This is a genomic window from Silvimonas iriomotensis, assembly GCF_014645535.1.
Classification (GTDB): domain Bacteria; phylum Pseudomonadota; class Gammaproteobacteria; order Burkholderiales; family Chitinibacteraceae; genus Silvimonas; species Silvimonas iriomotensis.
This window is the reverse complement of sequence record NZ_BMLX01000002.1, coordinates 67,503-82,602: the sequence shown is the minus strand read 5'-3', so window position 1 is coordinate 82,602 and position 15,100 is coordinate 67,503. Positions and strand designations below refer to the sequence as shown.

General features: G+C 60.9%; 16 protein-coding genes. 7 read left to right on the top strand and 9 right to left on the bottom strand.

All coding sequences use genetic code 11. The annotated features are described in order from the left end of the window. Positions 1 to 62 precede the first annotated feature (62 nt). From IEX57_RS06950 to IEX57_RS06935, 4 genes are all read left to right on the top strand, one after another. Positions 63 to 344 (top strand): type II toxin-antitoxin system RelE/ParE family toxin, encoded by a 282-nt coding sequence (locus IEX57_RS06950; RefSeq protein ID WP_188703570.1) that lies wholly within the window; start codon positions 63 to 65, stop codon positions 342 to 344. Between the two features lie 9 nt (positions 345 to 353). Next, a complete protein-coding gene (locus tag IEX57_RS06945; protein ID WP_229708887.1) occupies positions 354 to 647 on the top strand; it encodes a HigA family addiction module antitoxin in 294 nt (97 codons plus the stop codon). 186 nt (positions 648 to 833) lie between these two features. Further along, positions 834 to 1,421, top strand: coding sequence for a hypothetical protein (locus tag IEX57_RS06940; protein ID WP_229708883.1), 588 nt, complete (start codon positions 834 to 836; stop codon positions 1,419 to 1,421). Between the two features lie 107 nt (positions 1,422 to 1,528). Next, positions 1,529 to 2,263, top strand: coding sequence for a class I SAM-dependent methyltransferase (locus IEX57_RS06935; RefSeq protein ID WP_188703569.1), 735 nt, complete (start codon positions 1,529 to 1,531; stop codon positions 2,261 to 2,263). Here the strand turns inward: IEX57_RS06935 and IEX57_RS06930 are convergent, their stop codons facing one another. From IEX57_RS06930 to IEX57_RS06890, 9 genes are all read right to left on the bottom strand, one after another. Then, entirely contained in the window at positions 2,264 to 2,635 is a 372-nt protein-coding gene (locus tag IEX57_RS06930) for a DUF427 domain-containing protein (protein ID WP_188703568.1), read from the bottom strand. Positions 2,636 to 2,739: 104 nt separating this feature from the next. Then, positions 2,740 to 4,365, bottom strand: coding sequence for a diguanylate cyclase (locus IEX57_RS06925; RefSeq protein WP_188703567.1), 1,626 nt, complete (start codon positions 4,363 to 4,365; stop codon positions 2,740 to 2,742). Next, positions 4,362 to 5,906 carry a diguanylate cyclase domain-containing protein gene (locus tag IEX57_RS06920; RefSeq protein WP_188703566.1) on the bottom strand — a complete coding sequence of 515 codons (1,545 nt, stop codon included), beginning with the start codon at positions 5,904 to 5,906 and terminating at the stop codon, positions 4,362 to 4,364. Before IEX57_RS06920 ends, IEX57_RS06925 begins: the two co-directional genes overlap by 4 nt. 294 nt (positions 5,907 to 6,200) lie before the next feature. Further along, complete coding sequence (locus tag IEX57_RS06915) at positions 6,201 to 8,462, bottom strand: arginine/lysine/ornithine decarboxylase (RefSeq protein ID WP_188703565.1); 2,262 nt, start codon at positions 8,460 to 8,462, stop codon at positions 6,201 to 6,203. Positions 8,463 to 8,975: 513 nt separating this feature from the next. Continuing rightward, positions 8,976 to 9,965, bottom strand: a complete 990-nt coding sequence (locus tag IEX57_RS06910; protein WP_188703564.1) for an L-threonylcarbamoyladenylate synthase — start codon at positions 9,963 to 9,965, stop codon at positions 8,976 to 8,978. A gap of 64 nt (positions 9,966 to 10,029) precedes the next feature. Continuing rightward, a complete protein-coding gene (locus IEX57_RS06905; protein WP_188703563.1) occupies positions 10,030 to 10,506 on the bottom strand; it encodes a DoxX family protein in 477 nt (158 codons plus the stop codon). 15 nt (positions 10,507 to 10,521) lie between these two features. After that, positions 10,522 to 11,259: an HvfC/BufC N-terminal domain-containing protein gene (locus tag IEX57_RS06900; RefSeq protein WP_188703562.1), complete on the bottom strand. Its 738-nt coding sequence runs from the start codon at positions 11,257 to 11,259 to the stop codon at positions 10,522 to 10,524. Further along, positions 11,256 to 12,104, bottom strand: a complete 849-nt coding sequence (gene bufB, locus IEX57_RS06895) for an MNIO family bufferin maturase (protein ID WP_188703561.1) — start codon at positions 12,102 to 12,104, stop codon at positions 11,256 to 11,258. The genes IEX57_RS06900 and bufB overlap by 4 nt, the downstream gene beginning before the upstream one ends. A 28-nt stretch (positions 12,105 to 12,132) precedes the next feature. Further along, on the bottom strand, positions 12,133 to 12,396 hold the full coding sequence (locus IEX57_RS06890; protein ID WP_188703560.1) for a BufA1 family periplasmic bufferin-type metallophore: 264 nt from the start codon (positions 12,394 to 12,396) through the stop codon (positions 12,133 to 12,135). Positions 12,397 to 12,626: 230 nt separating this feature from the next. Here IEX57_RS06890 and IEX57_RS06885 point away from each other — a divergent pair, with 230 nt between their 5' ends. The 3 genes from IEX57_RS06885 (at position 12,627) to IEX57_RS06875 (ending at position 14,951) form a co-directional block, all read left to right on the top strand. Further along, the gene (locus IEX57_RS06885; protein ID WP_188703559.1) at positions 12,627 to 13,193 is read left to right on the top strand and encodes a TetR/AcrR family transcriptional regulator; all 567 of its coding nucleotides are present in this window, start codon (positions 12,627 to 12,629) and stop codon (positions 13,191 to 13,193) included. A 147-nt stretch (positions 13,194 to 13,340) separates the two neighbouring features. After that, complete coding sequence (locus IEX57_RS06880) at positions 13,341 to 13,985, top strand: glutathione S-transferase family protein (protein WP_188703558.1); 645 nt, start codon at positions 13,341 to 13,343, stop codon at positions 13,983 to 13,985. A 3-nt stretch (positions 13,986 to 13,988) separates the two neighbouring features. Continuing rightward, positions 13,989 to 14,951 carry a pyridoxamine 5'-phosphate oxidase family protein gene (locus IEX57_RS06875; RefSeq protein WP_188703557.1) on the top strand — a complete coding sequence of 321 codons (963 nt, stop codon included), beginning with the start codon at positions 13,989 to 13,991 and terminating at the stop codon, positions 14,949 to 14,951. The last annotated feature ends 149 nt before the right edge of the window (positions 14,952 to 15,100 follow it).

Sequence of the window (15,100 nt, the reverse complement as noted above, 5' to 3'; positions counted from 1 at the left end):
TGCTTGGGTGGTGTAAACAAAATGTTTACATTTGTGCGATAATTTTTATTCGCACCCACCTCATGATCAAGTCGTTCTGTCACGCAGGGCTGCAGCATTTCTTTGAAACCGCAAGCAAAGCGGGCATTCAGCCGGCCCACGCGAGCCGTTTGCGTATTGTGCTCGCTTTACTTGATCAGGCCGTGGAGATTGAGCGTGATCTGTGCGCACCTACCCTGCGCCTGCACCGGTTGCGGGGAGACAAATCTCACCTGTGGTCGGTGACCGTGCGCGCCAACTGGCGGATTACGTTTGAGTTCCGCAACGGCGATGCGTACATCGTTGATTATCTGGATTACCACTGAGAGCCGATCATGCAAATGCATAACCCACCACACCCGGGCGAGGTGCTCAAGGCCATGTGGCTTGATCCATCTGGCATCAGCATCAGTGAGTTGGCCGCCCGCATCGGGCAGTCCCGCACCATCATGTCACGCATTGTGAACGGCCATGCTTCGGTGACGCCGGAAATGGCCATGCGCTTGTCTATTGCACTGGGTACCACGCCGCAGGTCTGGATGAACCTGCAAAACGCGCACGACCTGTGGCAATGGGAGCAGCGGCGGGCAGAATTCAATATCACGCCGTTTGACCTGAAGGCCGCGTAAAAGCCGGATTAATGCAGCAAATGAGCGCAGGTTGACCGCAAAATCCTCGCCTGTGATCCCATCCACAGTTTTGTTCACCGCGTTACAAGCTGATGTATTTGCGGGTCGTCGCGCAATGAAACGACCCCGTTATTGGCTTATGTGGGTACCCAAACCCGCAGACACCAATAACCCAGGAGATACATCATGAAAAACGTTTCCCGCCTTTTGCTTGCAGTTGCCGGTACTTTCATCGTGATGGGTGCCTACGCGGCTGACACGGCGACTGAAGTCCAGCGTGATACCAACCAGCAAGAACGGATCGAGCAGGGTCTGCAGAATGGCTCGCTGACCACCAAAGAGGCTGGCCGGCTGGAGCAGGATGAGTCCCGCGTGGATCGGGCGCAGGCCAATGCCGAGCGCAACGGCAATCTGTCTGCGACAGAAAAAGCCCGCATCCAGCGTGACCAGAATCAGGTCAGCCAGGCCATCAACCGGGATGAAACCAATGGTGCGCGCGGCAACCCCAACTCGGCTTCCAGCCAGCGTATGCAAGCCGACGTGCAACGCAACGTCAATCAGGATCAGCGCATTGAAAACGGTGTGAAAAGCGGTGCGCTGACCAACCGGGAAACCGGCAAGCTGGAACGCGGCCAGGCGCATGATGATCATCTGCAAGCGCGTGCCGCCCGCAACGGGCACGTGGGGCAGGGCGAGCAGCGGCATATCCAGATGGCAGAGAACCATCAATCCAACCGGGTCTGGAATAAAAAGCACAATGACGTGGTGCGTTGATCCCGCACGCGGCACTGACCGGAACGGGCGCTTGGGCGCCCGTTTTTTCCGTGCCTGGCCGGTTGCGGTAAAGTGCCATGCAGGCACGCAACCGGGATCAATGAATCATGGCGCAGAACATTTACGACAACGCGGCTTTTTTTGACGGTTACACCCAACTGCCCCGCCAGGTGATCGGTCTGGATGGTGCGCCGGAATGGCCCGCCATTCGTGCCGTGTTGCCGCCGGTAACGGGCCTGCGCGTGGCAGACCTGGGCTGCGGTTTTGGCTGGGCCGCCCGCTGGCTGCGGGAGCAAGGCGCCGCGTCGGTGCTGGGTCTGGATCTGTCGCAAAAGATGATTGAACGGGCCCGCGCCATGACGCAGGACCCGGCCATTGAATACGCCATTGCTGATCTGGATGCGTTGAGCTTGCCGGCCGCGGCGTTTGATCTGGTTTATAGCGCGCTGGCATTTCATTACGTCCCGGACTTCAGCCGCCTGGTGCGCACGATCCGGCAGGCGCTGGCACCGGGCGGGCAGCTGGTGTTCACCATTGAGCATCCGGTCTTCATGGCGGCAAACCACGCCCACTGGATCAAGGATGAGGACGGCCGCGACACCTGGCCGGTCAACCGCTATGCCGATGAGGGCGAGCGCTGCACTGACTGGTTTGTCGATGGCGTCATCAAATATCACCGCACGCTGGCAACCACGCTCAATACGCTGATCGAGGCCGGGTTTCATTTGCAGCACATCAACGAGTTTGCGCCCACGCCAGCGCAGGTAGCAAAGGTGCCGGCGCTGGCACCGGAGCGCGAGCGGCCGATGATGCTGATTGTTTCGGCCTCCGTCCAGGGCTGATCAGCTGACCTGGATGTTGACGCGATCCGGATAAAACGCCAGATAGCCCTTGATGTCGGCGACGGCATCGTGCGGCGTTTCGTACGTCCAGACCGCATTCAGCCCGCGCTCGGCATCGGCGGCAATGTTGTAGTAATGGCATTCGCCTTTGTACGGGCACCAGGTTTCGTGGCTGGAGCGCGCCAGCAAACCCATGTCCACGTCTTCGCGCGGGATGTAATACACCGGCGGGTAGCTGGCTTCACGCAAGGTGATGGCGTTGCGGGTATCGACCAGCGTATGGCCCAACGCTTTGATCAGCACGTGCTGGCCTTCGCGGGTGAGGGTGATGGGATGATCCGGGCCGGGAATCCTGACGGTGCGTTCGGGCATGGCGGGTCTCTCTGTGGCGTGTGGGGCATACATGAGGATGTATGCGACATCACGCAAGGCGCAGCCAAACCTGAAGGCCGGCAGACCCGCCAGACGGTGGCCGCTTAGTTTTCTGCCGCCTGGCACACCTTGTTGCGCCCGCTGCGCTTGGCCTCATACAAGGCCATGTCGGCGCGGGCCAGCAAAGAGGCCGCGGCTTCACCTTCGTGCAGTTCTGCTGCGCCAATGCTGACGGTCAGGCGCACGTCCGGCAACGCGGGCCAGGTGTGTTCGTTGACGGTGGTGCGGATGCGTTCGGCAATCTGCAGTGCGCCGGCCAGTTGCAGGCCGGGGAGCAAGAGGGTGAATTCTTCACCGCCGTAACGGGCGATGAATTCGTCGCTGCGGCAGGCAGAGGCAATCAATTGCACCACGCCCTGCAGCACCTGGTCGCCCAGAATATGGGTGAAGCGGTCGTTGATCTCTTTGAAGTGATCCAGATCGATCATCAGCACGCACAGCGGCCAGCCATCGTTGCAGGATTCTTCATGCAGGCGCGCCAGCCGTTCTTCCAGCGCGCGGCGGTTCCAGGCGCCAGTCAGGGCGTCGGTCTGTGCCACGCTGGAGAGCGTCTGGATGGTTTGTTCATGCGTTTGCACGCGCGCCAGCAGGCGGTGGTTTTCGTGGCGGGCCCGTTCCAGCTCCATGCGCTGTTCCAGCCGCGCCAGCCGGCGCTGGGTGGCGTGTTGCAGTTTTTGCTCGTTCAGCCGCGCTCTTTGCGATTCCAGCGCTTGATGCCAGGCGCGGTGATGATGCAGCGCGGCCTCAAACTGGCCGAAGGCCTTGTTGACCTGATAAAGCTGGTGATGAATGCGCAGGATCAGGCTGGGCGCGTTCAGGATCAGTGCGTCATCCAGGGCCTGGTGCAATTGCGTCAAGGCGTCGGCGCGCTTGTTTTGTCGTTCCAGCAAACCGGCCCAGGCAATGCGGGTGATGATTTCGCCCCATTGCTGGCGCTGCGAGCCTTGCTCGCATGCGTCCAGCGCTTCATCAACCCAGGTTTGCGCGGCGACGTAATCGCCATTGCTGGTATGCGCTTCAGCGTAATAGGCCGCCAGTTCGATCTGCCAGGTCGCTTTGCCCCGTGCTTTGGGCAGGGCATCGTGCGCAATCTTCAGCGCCACAAACGCGCTGGGCGTTTGTTCCAGCCGCAGAAAATCAGCAGCCAGGCACAGGTAGGTTGCGCAATAAATGGTCGGATCGTAGAAGGTGTGGCCGTATTCGGCCGAGCGCAAATGATGCGTCTTGGCGGCTTCAAAATCGCCCAGCGCAAAGTGGATCTTGCCGATGCCCAGGTGGCTGCGTACGCATAGCGCGGTGTTGCGCGCGGCAATGGCCAGTTCCAGGCATTCCACCCAGTAGCGCATGGCCTGATCAAAGCGGCCTTGCAGCAAGACGCTGTCGGCGGCCTGATCCAGCGCCACGGGCAGGTCTTCGGTCAGGCGGTGACGGCGGGCGGCCTCAATGGCGCGTTCCAGCAGCGGCGTGCCGGTTTCCAGTTGCCCCTGGTACATCAGCGTCAGCGCGTGAAAAAGCCGGGCGCGGGCCAGTGTGGCCTGGCTGTGCAGCACGGCGGCTTCTTCGGCAATGTTAAGCGCCACCCGGCGTGCTTCTTCCGGCGCACTCATCAACATGTCGGCAATGAGGTCGAGTTCGGTATCCAGCAAATGTGCGTGCCCGCCCTGCGTCATGGTTGCTCCAGCGGGTTCATGCTGGGGAAGCGCGCCAGCACCGGGGCTTTGAGCACGCTGCGCAGCGCGGTTCTGGGATCATGCACGCGACAGGCGCGCAGGCAGATACGGGCAGCGGGGCTTTGCATGTGGCGGATCAGTTCTTCCAGTTCGACGACCAGCGCCTCCAGCACGCTGTGCTGCTGCTCTGCCGGCACCACCAGCACAAAACTGGCGGTGGAATAACGCGCGGCGTGGCACGACTTGTGGCGCGCAAAAATCGCCAGGCGCCGGCCCAGGTCAGACAGCACCTGGTCGCCAATCGCAAACGAATAGTGCTCGCTGATCTCGTTGAGGTTTTCCAGCCGGATATTCAACAGGCTGGTGGCCTGGCCATCCAGCCGCAACAATTCTTGTTCCAGCCCGCCGCGTTCAATGGGCGAGAGATCGGCCCGCAAGGCCAGCCGCGCCTGATTGGCAGCACGTTGCTGGGTGGCGGCCTGGCGCTCTTGCAAGAGGTCGTTTTCCTTGCGTGCCTGAATCACTTCCAGCCGCAATTGCAGCTGCGCCAGGCGGCTGGGGGAGGGTCGGCAGCCCGGTTCATCCAGCCGTTTCAGATACGCCAGGCGGGTTGCGTGATAGGCCTCATGCGCGGCCAGTGCCGCTTCAAAGTGGCCACGGGCTTCTTCAGAAGTGCACAGCACCAGATACAGCGACTGCAGCAAATGGCCGGTGTCAAATTCGTGGGCGAGCGTGATCGCCTCTTGCAGATCGCTGACCGCGGCTTCATAGCGACCGCTGTTGCGGTGCAGGCGCGCCAGTTCTTTCAGGCATTGCACGGTCACCCAGGGCGAGTCTGACTGGCGCGCCAGCGTCAGCGCTTCGTTCAGATCGCGCTGGGCTCGCTGGCTGTTGCCGTTCTGGAAGGCATGCAAGCCCTGGTAATACAGCGTTTCCGCCCACCAGGTCGGTTCGCGTTCCGGCGTGATCAGGTCTTGGGCAACCTGCAGCAAGGGCAGGGCCTGATGCGACATATGCTGGCGCACGTAATCACCGGCCAGCGCGATGGCGCATTTGGCGATGGTGGCCGGGTCTTTGCTCTGGCAGGCAAATTCATAAGCCTGACGGCGCAGGGTCAGCGCGTGTTGCGTGTCTTCAATTAACTGGTAGTAATTGCCGATACCGGCACAGGCGACGGCGGCCAGTTCGGTCTGGCGGCTCATCATGGAAATTTCCAGGCACGCCATCCACGCATCCAGCGCACCGGCATAACGGCCCAGACCGCGCTGGCATTCGGCCATGACCCACAAGGCCTGGGCCCGTTCTGCGGGCGAGTTCTGCAACAGCCGCAAAGAACGGCGCGCGGCGTTCAACCCCTGGGCAAATTGGCGGCGGCCCCAATAGGCATGGGCCTGGGTAATCCAGCATTGCGCCAGTTGCGTGTGCTCGTCCGGCGCCACATGGCGACGCGCCCGCCGCACCAGTTCCAGCGCGCGCGACTGATCGGAGGCAACACAGCGTTGCGCTTCTTCAATCAGGGCAGCGGGATCAGGTCTAGTCACTTTTGGCGGCTTGGCTAACAGGCGGTTCAGGCAGTGTATATTAGAATTTTCTTCCTTGCGCTTTTAGACAGTAGTGTCGCCAAAAATGTGGGTTTTTTGCTAAAAATCGGCTTTTCGTCGTAAGGATTAAATTGTCTTTGGCAAACAGCTTGCCGACTTTTGGCATTTGTCGGTCAAAACCAGGCGTTGATCGATCAAGTTGTAAGGAATGACTTACAAATAAAAACGCCCTGAACAAGGTCAGGGCGTTTGACGCATATCAGCCTTGCGCGGGCAAGGCCGGATGGCGGGTTTTCAGTTCACACAATCGACGTAATAACTGGTCAGGCCGTTTTCTTGCACCGCCACCAGACCATGGATGTAGGTCTCAAAGCCCGGGAAGCGCTGGTTGAACTCACGGGCAAACTTCAGGTAATCAACAATGGTCTTGTTGAAGACTTCACCCGGAATCAGCAGCGGAATGCCCGGCGGGTAGGGCGTGAGCATCACGGCGGTGACGCGGCCTTCCAGTTCATCCAGCGGCACACGTTCGATCTCGCGGTGCGCCATCTTGGCAAAGGCCTTGGCCGGCTTGAGCGCGGGGACCAGATCAGACAGGTACATTTCTGTCGTCAGGCGCGCCACATCACGGGCCTTGTAGATACCGTGGATTTGCTGGCACAGGTCTTTGAGGCCGATGCGTTCGTACTGCGGGAACTGCTGAACGAACTCCGGCAGAATGCGCCACAGCGGCGCGTTCTTGTCGTAGTCGTCCTTGAACTGTTGCAGCGCGGTCAAGAGCGTGTTCCAGCGGCCCTTGGTAATGCCGATGGTGAACAGAATGAAGAACGAATACAGGCCGGTCTTCTCGATCACCACGCCGTGCTCGGCCAGATACTTGGAGACGATCGACGCCGGAATGCCCGACTCCGAGAAATCGCCCGCCATGTTCAGGCCCGGGGTGATGATGGTGGCCTTGATCGGGTCCAGCATGTTGAAGCCTTCGGCCACGTCGCCAAAGCCATGCCATTCTTCACCGGCTTTGAGCATCCAGGCGTCACGGTGATCCAGACCTTCGTCGGTCAGATCAGCAGGGCCCCAGACCTTGAACCACCAGGAGTCACCGTACTCTTCATCCACCTTGCGCATGGCGCGGCGGAAATCCAGCGCTTCAGCAAGGGATTCTTCCACCAGCGCGGTGCCGCCCGGGGCTTCCATCATGGCCGCGGCCACATCGCAGCTGGCGATAATGGCGTACTGCGGGCTGGTGGAGGTATGCATCAGATACGCTTCATTGAAAATGTCGCGATCCAGCTGGGTTTGCTCGGCGTCCTGCACCAGAATCTGCGACGCCTGCGACAGGCCGGCCAGCAGTTTGTGGGTGGATTGCGTCGAGAACACCATCGATTCTTTACAACGCGGGCGGCCTTCGCCAATGGCGTGGTAATCACCGTAGAAATCATGGAATGCCGCGTGCGGCAGCCAGGCTTCATCAAAGTGCAGCGTTTCAATCTCGCCGTCCAGCAAGCCTTTGATTTCTTCCACGTTGTACATGATGCCGTCGTACGTGGATTGCGTGATCGTCAGCACGCGTGGCTTCACATCCGGATTGGCTTCCAGCTTTTCGCGGCAGAACGGGTTGGCCAGCATCTTTTTGCGGATGTTTTCCGGCTCGAACTCGCTGCGCGGAATCGGGCCGATGATGCCGTAATGGTTACGCGTCGGCATCAGGAACACCGGCACGGCGCCCGTCATCATGATGGCGTGCAAAATGGATTTGTGGCAGTTGCGATCCACCACCACGATGTCGCCCGGAGCCACGGTAGAGTTCCACACAATCTTGTTGGAGGTGGATGTGCCGTTGGTGACAAAGAACAAGTGATCGGCATTGAAAATACGTGCCGCGTTGCGCTCGGACGCGGCGACCGGACCGGTGTGGTCCAGCAACTGGCCCAGTTCATCCACCGCGTTGCAGACGTCGGCGCGCAGCATGTTTTCGCCAAAGAACTGGTGGAACATCTGGCCGACCGGGCTCTTCAGGAACGCCACGCCGCCAGAGTGACCCGGGCAGTGCCAGCTGTAAGAACCGTCCTGGGCGTAATGCGTCAGCGCGCGGAAGAACGGCGGCGCCAGGGTATCAAGGTAAGACTTGGCTTCGCGGATGATATGGCGCGCCACGAACTCCGGCGTGTCTTCATGCATGTGAATGAAGCCATGCAGTTCACGCAGGATGTCGTTCGGGATATGGCGAGCGGTGCGCGTTTCGCCATACAGGTAAATCGGAATATCCGGGTTGCGACGGCGGATTTCTTCAACAAAGTGCCGCAGGCTGGTCAGCGCAGTGGTGGTTTCTTCTGCACTGCCGCCACCGAACTCCTCGTCATCAATCGACAGAATAAAACCGGCTGCGCGGCTTTGCTGCTGCGCAAATGACGTCAGATCGCCATAGCTGGTATAGCCGATCACATCCATGCCTTCGGACTCAATGGCCGCAGCCAGTTCACGAATGCCGGAGCCGCTGGTGTTTTCCGAGCGGAAGTCTTCGTCGATGATTACAAGGGGAAAATAAAATCGCATGCCAATGTCCTTCAAATAAAAACATTAGCGCTTCGGGCACGAGGCTTATAGGCGCAGCTAGAAAAAATGGGCGCTAGAGCAATCCGTTCTGGATAAGAGCGGTGCTCATCCTCCGCATGGCGGCAGGCAGGCGTCAGAAAGCATGTGACCCGCAACGTGTAAAAACGTTGCAAACCCATGTCCGCCGCGGGGCCGGGGCCGGTCTGGGACGTCCTTGAAAGGCGCGTATATTAACGTGTTTTTTCTCCATGAAAATGGAGATTTGATGAAATGCAAAACACAGTGGCCGCCACAACGGCTGCCAGCGCCGTAATTCACCTTTGTTTTAGCAGGATATCCCTTTGTAAAACAAAGATTTGAGTGATGCGGCGCGAGCCTGGAAAACAGCGTGTTTTTTTGCAAAAAAACCGCGTTTTTTGCAGCAGCCAGAGACAAGCGGCAACGCACGCTGGCCGCTGCATGAAAAAACCGCCATCAAGGCGGTTTTTTTCTTGCCCCCGGCACGTTGCCGGATCACCCCAGCCGCGTGTGCGCCGCGCGGTGCAGCCGGTCTTGTACTGCCAGCCACGGCGCGGTGTGCGGTGGCAGTTCCAGAAAGATGGTGTGGTAGCTCTTGCGATCAAGCTGGCGCAACGTGTCGTAGATTTGCTGGGCGTAGCTTTGCGGGTCGGCCGGCAATTGCAGTACGTCTATCCCGCAGATGGGGATGTCGCGCTCGCCGCAGGTAACCAGCACCACGCGCTGGCCGCGCTCGAACGCCAGATAGGCCTGGTCATCGACCATGCTGGCTGCGCCCGTGACCAGCGGGGTGCGCGGCGAGTAGTGCGAATCAAGCAGGCCAGAGACGCGCACGTTGGCGGTGTCGGATTTCTGGTGATGCACCAGTGGCACGCCCAGCAGCGCTTCAATGGCTTCCCGCGGCACGCCACCCGGGCGCAGCAAGGTGGGCTGATCACCCGTCAGACCGACGATGGTCGATTCCACGCCGATATCGCACGGGCCGCCATCCAGCACCAGTGGCAGCGCGTCACCAAACTCATCCCGCACGTGTTGGGCGGTGGTCGGGCTGACATGGCCAAAGCGGTTGGCCGAAGGCGCCGCGATCCCGCCGCCGAATTGCTTGAGCAGCGCGTGCGCCAGTGGGTGCGACGGTGCGCGGATGCCGACGGTGTCCTGGCCACCGGTCACGGCATCGGGCACGTGCGGCTGGCGCTGCAAAATCAGGGTAAGCGGGCCGGGCCAGAAGGCGCCGGCCAGTTTATAAGCGGCATCGGGAATATTCTGCGCCCAGTCAGCCAGTTGGGCCACGCCGGCCACATGCACGATGACCGGGTGATCTGCCGGGCGGCCTTTGAGCGCAAAAATGCTGCGCACGGCTTCCGGGTTATCAGCGTCTGCAGCCAGGCCATAGACCGTCTCGGTCGGCAAACCCACCAGCCCGCCGGCGCGCAGGTGGGCAATCGCGAGGTCTATCTGTTCTTGCTGGCTGGCGGAAACGGTCATGGCGGGTCACGGCGAGGACAAAGGGCAGTGAATTATACCCGCTGTCGCCTGGCTGCGTGCGTCATCAACCGCCCCGATCCAGTTGGCGTTTGAGCCAGCCGTCGGCCGACAACACGCCCACGCCGTGCACGATCAGAAAGACAAGGATCGTGCCCCACAAGATGTGGTCTTTCACGCCGGCGGCATCGAGCGAGGCATGGTAAGAGATCAGTGCCACCGCGTTGATCACAAACAGGCCGGCAGCAGAAAAGCGCCCCGCCAGGCCCAGCGTCAACAGAATGGAGAACCCGATCTCGCCCGTGGTCGACATCACCGCAGCGACGGCGGGCGGCAGCAGTGGCACTTTGTATTCATCGGCAAACAGGGCCAGCGTGATGTGCCAGTCATTCAGTTTGGTCAGACCGGACAACCAGAACACATGCGCCACGTAAACCCGGGCGATCAGGTCAACCACGGGCGCCAGCGCGGCGGCAATGCGCGTACCGAGAGCGTACAGGCGGCCAGGCTGCGAGCGGGCGCAGCACGTAATCAGGGTATTCATCGGGGTGTTCCTTGTTCAGAACGGCAGGTGTAGCGCGGTGATGAGACCACGGCCAAACAGGGTGCCCAGAACCGGGCCGGGATCGAAATCCGGCGCGATCTGCCAGGCCGCCTCACACGCGTTATTGATGTTGTGTTGTTGCTGCAATGCCAGCGTGAACTCAGCGCTGGCGTGATCAATGCCTTCGATGGCATCGCGCATTACCAGAACGGCCTCGCCACCCGTATCCAGGCTCGCGGCAGGGCCGCCGTGGTGCATGGCGTAAATGGCATGAACCGGCCAGTGCGCCGAGCGAACGACGTCCACTGCCGGATGCAGCGCAAAGGCGACCAGGCCAAACTGATCGGCCGCCAGGTTTTGCAAGGGCGCCAGATCCGCTGCGGGCAGGTCAGCCGCAAAATGTGCCCGGTGCATGGCCCAGTCCAGCCGGGCGACATCGGCCAGAAACGGCAACGACTGCGCCGGTTGAAATGTCGCAATAAAACGGGCGAAGTGCGCGCCATCGTCATGCAGGTTGCCGGAGGTTGAGGGCTCGGCACGCTGGTATGCCTGCGCCAGCGCGGCAAAATACGCCTCGCCCACCAGCGCATGCACCGTCGCAAAAGCCGACTGCAACGCGCTGCTGCGATTGGCCTGGACGTTGCCGCGGTAGTAGCCCAGATTGCCGCGCGTGGCCGCCGTCACCGGCACGGCAGCGTCGGCACCGTCAGTCAGGGCCGCGGCAAAACGGGCGATGGCGTCGGCGTAGCTCATGCTGCCTCCGCTTGTACCGGCAGCGCGGCGGCCAGATGGGCTGCGACCTGAGCGTATTCATCCAGCAAACCGGTCAGCGGCGGGATATGGGTATCGCGTTCCAGCAGTACCGGGCGCGGGCCGGTGAGGGCCAGCGTGGCATCCAGCAATTGCCAGACCGCCGCGCACACCGGCGCACCATGGGTGTCGATAACCACATCGTCAAAGCGTTCATGCCCGGCAATATGGATTTCTCCCACCGCATGCAGCGGCAGGCGGCGGATTTCTTCCAGCGGATCAACGCCGTGATTGAGCGTGTTGACGTACAGGTTGTTCACGTCCAGCAAAATGCCGCAGCCGGTGCGCGCGACTAGTTCTGCCAGCAGTGCGGCTTCGGTCATGTCTTCTTGTTCAAACACCACGTAGCTGGAGACGTTCTCCAGCAGGATCGGGCGTTTGAGCCGGTTTTGTACGGTATCAATATTGCGGATCAGCTGATCCAGCGCGCCCGCCAGTCGCGGTACCGGCAGCAAATCGTTAAAACACTGGCCGTTGTAGCGGTTCCAGGCCAGATGCTCAGAGACCGATGCGGGCTCGATGGCAGCCACCAGCGCTGCCAGCTGGTCCAGATGCCTGGCCTCTAGCGGGCCGGGGCTGCCCAGCCCCAGCCCGACGCCATGCAGGCTGACCGGATAACGCTCACGCACGGCCCGCAACACCGCCAATGGCGCACCACCACCAAAGTGGTTTTCGCTGTGTACTTCCCACCAGGCGACATCTGGCCTGGTAGAGAGCACCTCCTGGATATGCGGCGAGCGCAAACCCAGGCCAGCGGCGACGGGCAGGGTGTTGAGGGCGGTCGTCACGGGCGGCTCCGGTCAGTGGCAGGCAGTATTACTTGCCCATGGCCTTGGTCATGCCACCCATTTTTTCGCAAGAACCGGCCGGGACGTATTTCCAGTCACCCGCATCCATGTCTTTCTTGGATTGCCCGGCGCAGGCGTGGCCGTTGCCGGCGCAGTCGTTCTGACCAGCCTTGGCAATGCCATAACATTTTTCATTGTTGGCATTGGCATCTGCGGCGTGGGCAGACAGGGCGACACCGCAGGTCAGGGCAGCGGCGAAGGCAGAGGCGATGAGGCGTTGCTTTTGGTCCATGGTGATTCTCCGTCATAACGTGGTTGGGGGTATCAGGCCGTATCAAGTGGCCTTGCAAGCTTGGTCGCACCAGATTTTCATCCATTACAGCATGACAGATAAATTTTTTGAATTTGTACCGCAGCACGCTGCAAGCGGCGGTTTTGCTGGCCCGGCCCCCGCATCACCAAGTTGTACAGGATGACAGACGGGCGTAGGCTGGCATTGTTCCGATCGTTCGATACAACACCATGGCCGCCCAGCTTTCAACCCGCGAAGAAGTTGTCGACACCCTGATGCAGGTGTTCCGTGATCACGGTTATGACGGCGCCAGCTTGTCTATTTTGTCTGAAGCCACGGGGCTGGGGCGCTCCAGCCTGTATCACTATTTTCCCAACGGCAAGGCCGACATGGGCGCCGCCGTGCTGGTGCGCGCCAGCGAATTTGTACGGCAGAACATGCTGGCGCCCTTGCAGGAAGAAGGTGATCCGCAAGCGCGCATCGCCCGCTTTGCCAGCGCGCTGGATACGTTTTATTCCGGCGGCAAGAGTGCCTGCCTGACCAATGTGTTTGCGGTGGGCGAGGCCGGCGAGTTGTTTGGCCAGCGCCTGGGTGAACGGCTGCAGCTATTGATCGACGCCTTGGCCGGGGTCGCGTGCGATGGCGGGTTGACCGAGGCCGAAGCACAGCGGCGGGCGGAAGATGTAGTGATCTCTGTGCATGGCGCGCTGGTGGTCAGCCACGCGCTGGACGATACAGCGACATTCCGGCGGATTGTGGCGGAGTTGCCAGGCCGGTTACTGGGCGGAGCAGCATGACGACGCTGGTTTGAATGAGCGCAAAAGCGGGCGGCGATATTGCCGCTCATCTTTTTTCTCTTTCACTGTACCGAACGTTCGGTTTATAAATGTCCGCATGAACTTGTCCCTGCCGTTTTTGTGACCGACCACCCAGGAACCACTGCCATGTCTGCGCATCCGCAAGAACCCATCCGCTTGTATCGCCACGCCTTGTCTGGCCACTGTCACCGCGTAGAGTTGCTGCTGGAACTCATGCATTTGCCGTATCAACGGGTAGAGATCAATCTGCAACAGGGCGAGCACAAAACGCCAGCGTTCTTGCAGCTCAACCCTTTTGGCCTGCTGCCGGTGATCGACGACAACGGCACCGTGGTGGCCGATTCCGCGGCGATTCTGGTTTATCTGGCACGCAAATACGGCGGTCAGCGTTACCTGCCCGAGCCGCCAGAAGCCACAGCGGCGGTGCAGCGCTGGCTGGCGGTGGCGGCAGGCCCGCTGGCCTCCGGCCCGGCGGCGGCCCGCGTTGCCACCTTGTTCAACAAGCCCATCGATACCGGGCGCGTGCAGCAAATTGCCCATGACCTGTTGCAGGTGATGGAGGACTGGCTGAGCACGCACGCGTTTCTGGCGGCGGAGCATGAAACGCTGGCAGACCTGGCGTTCTATGCGTACATCGCCCACGCGCCGGAAGGCAACGTGTCGCTGGCGGCGTACCCGCACGTGCGCCAGTGGCTAAGCCGCATTGAACAACTGCCGGACTTTGTGCCCATGCAGCGCAGCGCGGTGGGCCTGGCGGCGGTGGAGGGTTAAGCCATGGCCACGCCTGATCCCGGCTGGACCAGAACCGGCTCTCCGTTTCACGCTGCCTCGCTGCAGATTCAGTCGCAACTGGGCATGGGCGACAAGATGGCGCTGATCGGCCAGCGCACGATCCGCGCTTTCCTGCCGCAACAGCATCAGGACTTCTACCCGCAGCTGCCGTTCTTGCTGGTGGGCAGCGTGGACCGGAGCGGCCAGCCCTGGGCTTCCATCCTTGCTGCCCAACCGGGTTTTGTCAGCGCCCTGGACGATACCCATGTAGCGGTCAGCGCCCGGCCGCTGGCGGGTGATCCGCTGGCGCAAAACCTGGTGGTTGGTGCGCAACTGGGCGTGCTGGGAATCGAACTGCCCACGCGGCGCCGCAACCGGCTCAACGGCCAGATTGCCGGGCTCTCTGACGGCGGATTTGTGATTGCCGTCGACCAAGCGTTTGGTAATTGCCCCAAATATATCCAGAGCCGCGATGCGAACTTTGTGGCGCCGCAGGATTATCACCCGGGGCAGCCCGTCTGGCTGGATGCGCTGGATGACGCCGCCAGCACGCTGATCAGCCGGGCCGATACGCTGTTTATCGCCACGAGTTGCCTGATCGCCCCAGCAGCGCAGCGGCCATGGCAAGGCGTGGATATCTCGCACCGCGGCGGCGCACCGGGGTTTGTGGCGGTGAATGCAGACGGTGGGCTGACTTTGCCCGATTACATGGGCAATTTTCATTTCCGCACGCTGGGCAACCTGCAACTGGAGCCCCGCGCCGGCTTGTTGTTTGTGGATTTTGCAACTGGTGATCTGTTGCTGGTCAGCGTGACCACCCAGGTGATCTGGGACGGCCCGCGCCTTGCCGGCTTTGCGGGCGCACAACGGCTGGTGGATATGCAGGTTACGCGTGCGCTGCGCTTGCCCGGCGCCTTGCCGCTGCGGTTTTCAGCGCCGCAGTATTCCCCGGTATTGCCGGTTTAACGAGAGGCAATGCACATTAGCGCCGCTGAATGAATGACCCAACGCGCAAGCCAGGGCTCTTTCATTTTCCTGGGTAGTCGCATTATTGCTGCGTAACAAGATCTGGATGGTTGCAAATGGATTGCGATATATCTCTTGCTGATTCGGTT

Excerpts from the sequence above, each read along its gene's own strand:
- IEX57_RS06950 (WP_188703570.1), top strand. The coding sequence starts at position 63 with ATGATCAAGTCGTTCTGTCACGCAGGGCTGCAGCATTTCTTTGAAACC.
- IEX57_RS06945 (WP_229708887.1), top strand. The coding sequence starts at position 354 with ATGCAAATGCATAACCCACCACACCCGGGCGAGGTGCTCAAGGCCATG.
- IEX57_RS06940 (WP_229708883.1), top strand. The coding sequence starts at position 834 with ATGAAAAACGTTTCCCGCCTTTTGCTTGCAGTTGCCGGTACTTTCATC.
- IEX57_RS06935 (WP_188703569.1), top strand. The coding sequence starts at position 1,529 with ATGGCGCAGAACATTTACGACAACGCGGCTTTTTTTGACGGTTACACC.
- IEX57_RS06930 (WP_188703568.1), bottom strand. The coding sequence starts at position 2,635 with ATGCCCGAACGCACCGTCAGGATTCCCGGCCCGGATCATCCCATCACC.
- IEX57_RS06925 (WP_188703567.1), bottom strand. The coding sequence starts at position 4,365 with ATGACGCAGGGCGGGCACGCACATTTGCTGGATACCGAACTCGACCTC.
- IEX57_RS06915 (WP_188703565.1), bottom strand. The coding sequence starts at position 8,462 with ATGCGATTTTATTTTCCCCTTGTAATCATCGACGAAGACTTCCGCTCG.
- IEX57_RS06910 (WP_188703564.1), bottom strand. The coding sequence starts at position 9,965 with ATGACCGTTTCCGCCAGCCAGCAAGAACAGATAGACCTCGCGATTGCC.
- IEX57_RS06905 (WP_188703563.1), bottom strand. The coding sequence starts at position 10,506 with ATGAATACCCTGATTACGTGCTGCGCCCGCTCGCAGCCTGGCCGCCTG.
- IEX57_RS06900 (WP_188703562.1), bottom strand. The coding sequence starts at position 11,259 with ATGAGCTACGCCGACGCCATCGCCCGTTTTGCCGCGGCCCTGACTGAC.
- IEX57_RS06890 (WP_188703560.1), bottom strand. The coding sequence starts at position 12,396 with ATGGACCAAAAGCAACGCCTCATCGCCTCTGCCTTCGCCGCTGCCCTG.
- IEX57_RS06885 (WP_188703559.1), top strand. The coding sequence starts at position 12,627 with ATGGCCGCCCAGCTTTCAACCCGCGAAGAAGTTGTCGACACCCTGATG.
- IEX57_RS06880 (WP_188703558.1), top strand. The coding sequence starts at position 13,341 with ATGTCTGCGCATCCGCAAGAACCCATCCGCTTGTATCGCCACGCCTTG.
- IEX57_RS06875 (WP_188703557.1), top strand. The coding sequence starts at position 13,989 with ATGGCCACGCCTGATCCCGGCTGGACCAGAACCGGCTCTCCGTTTCAC.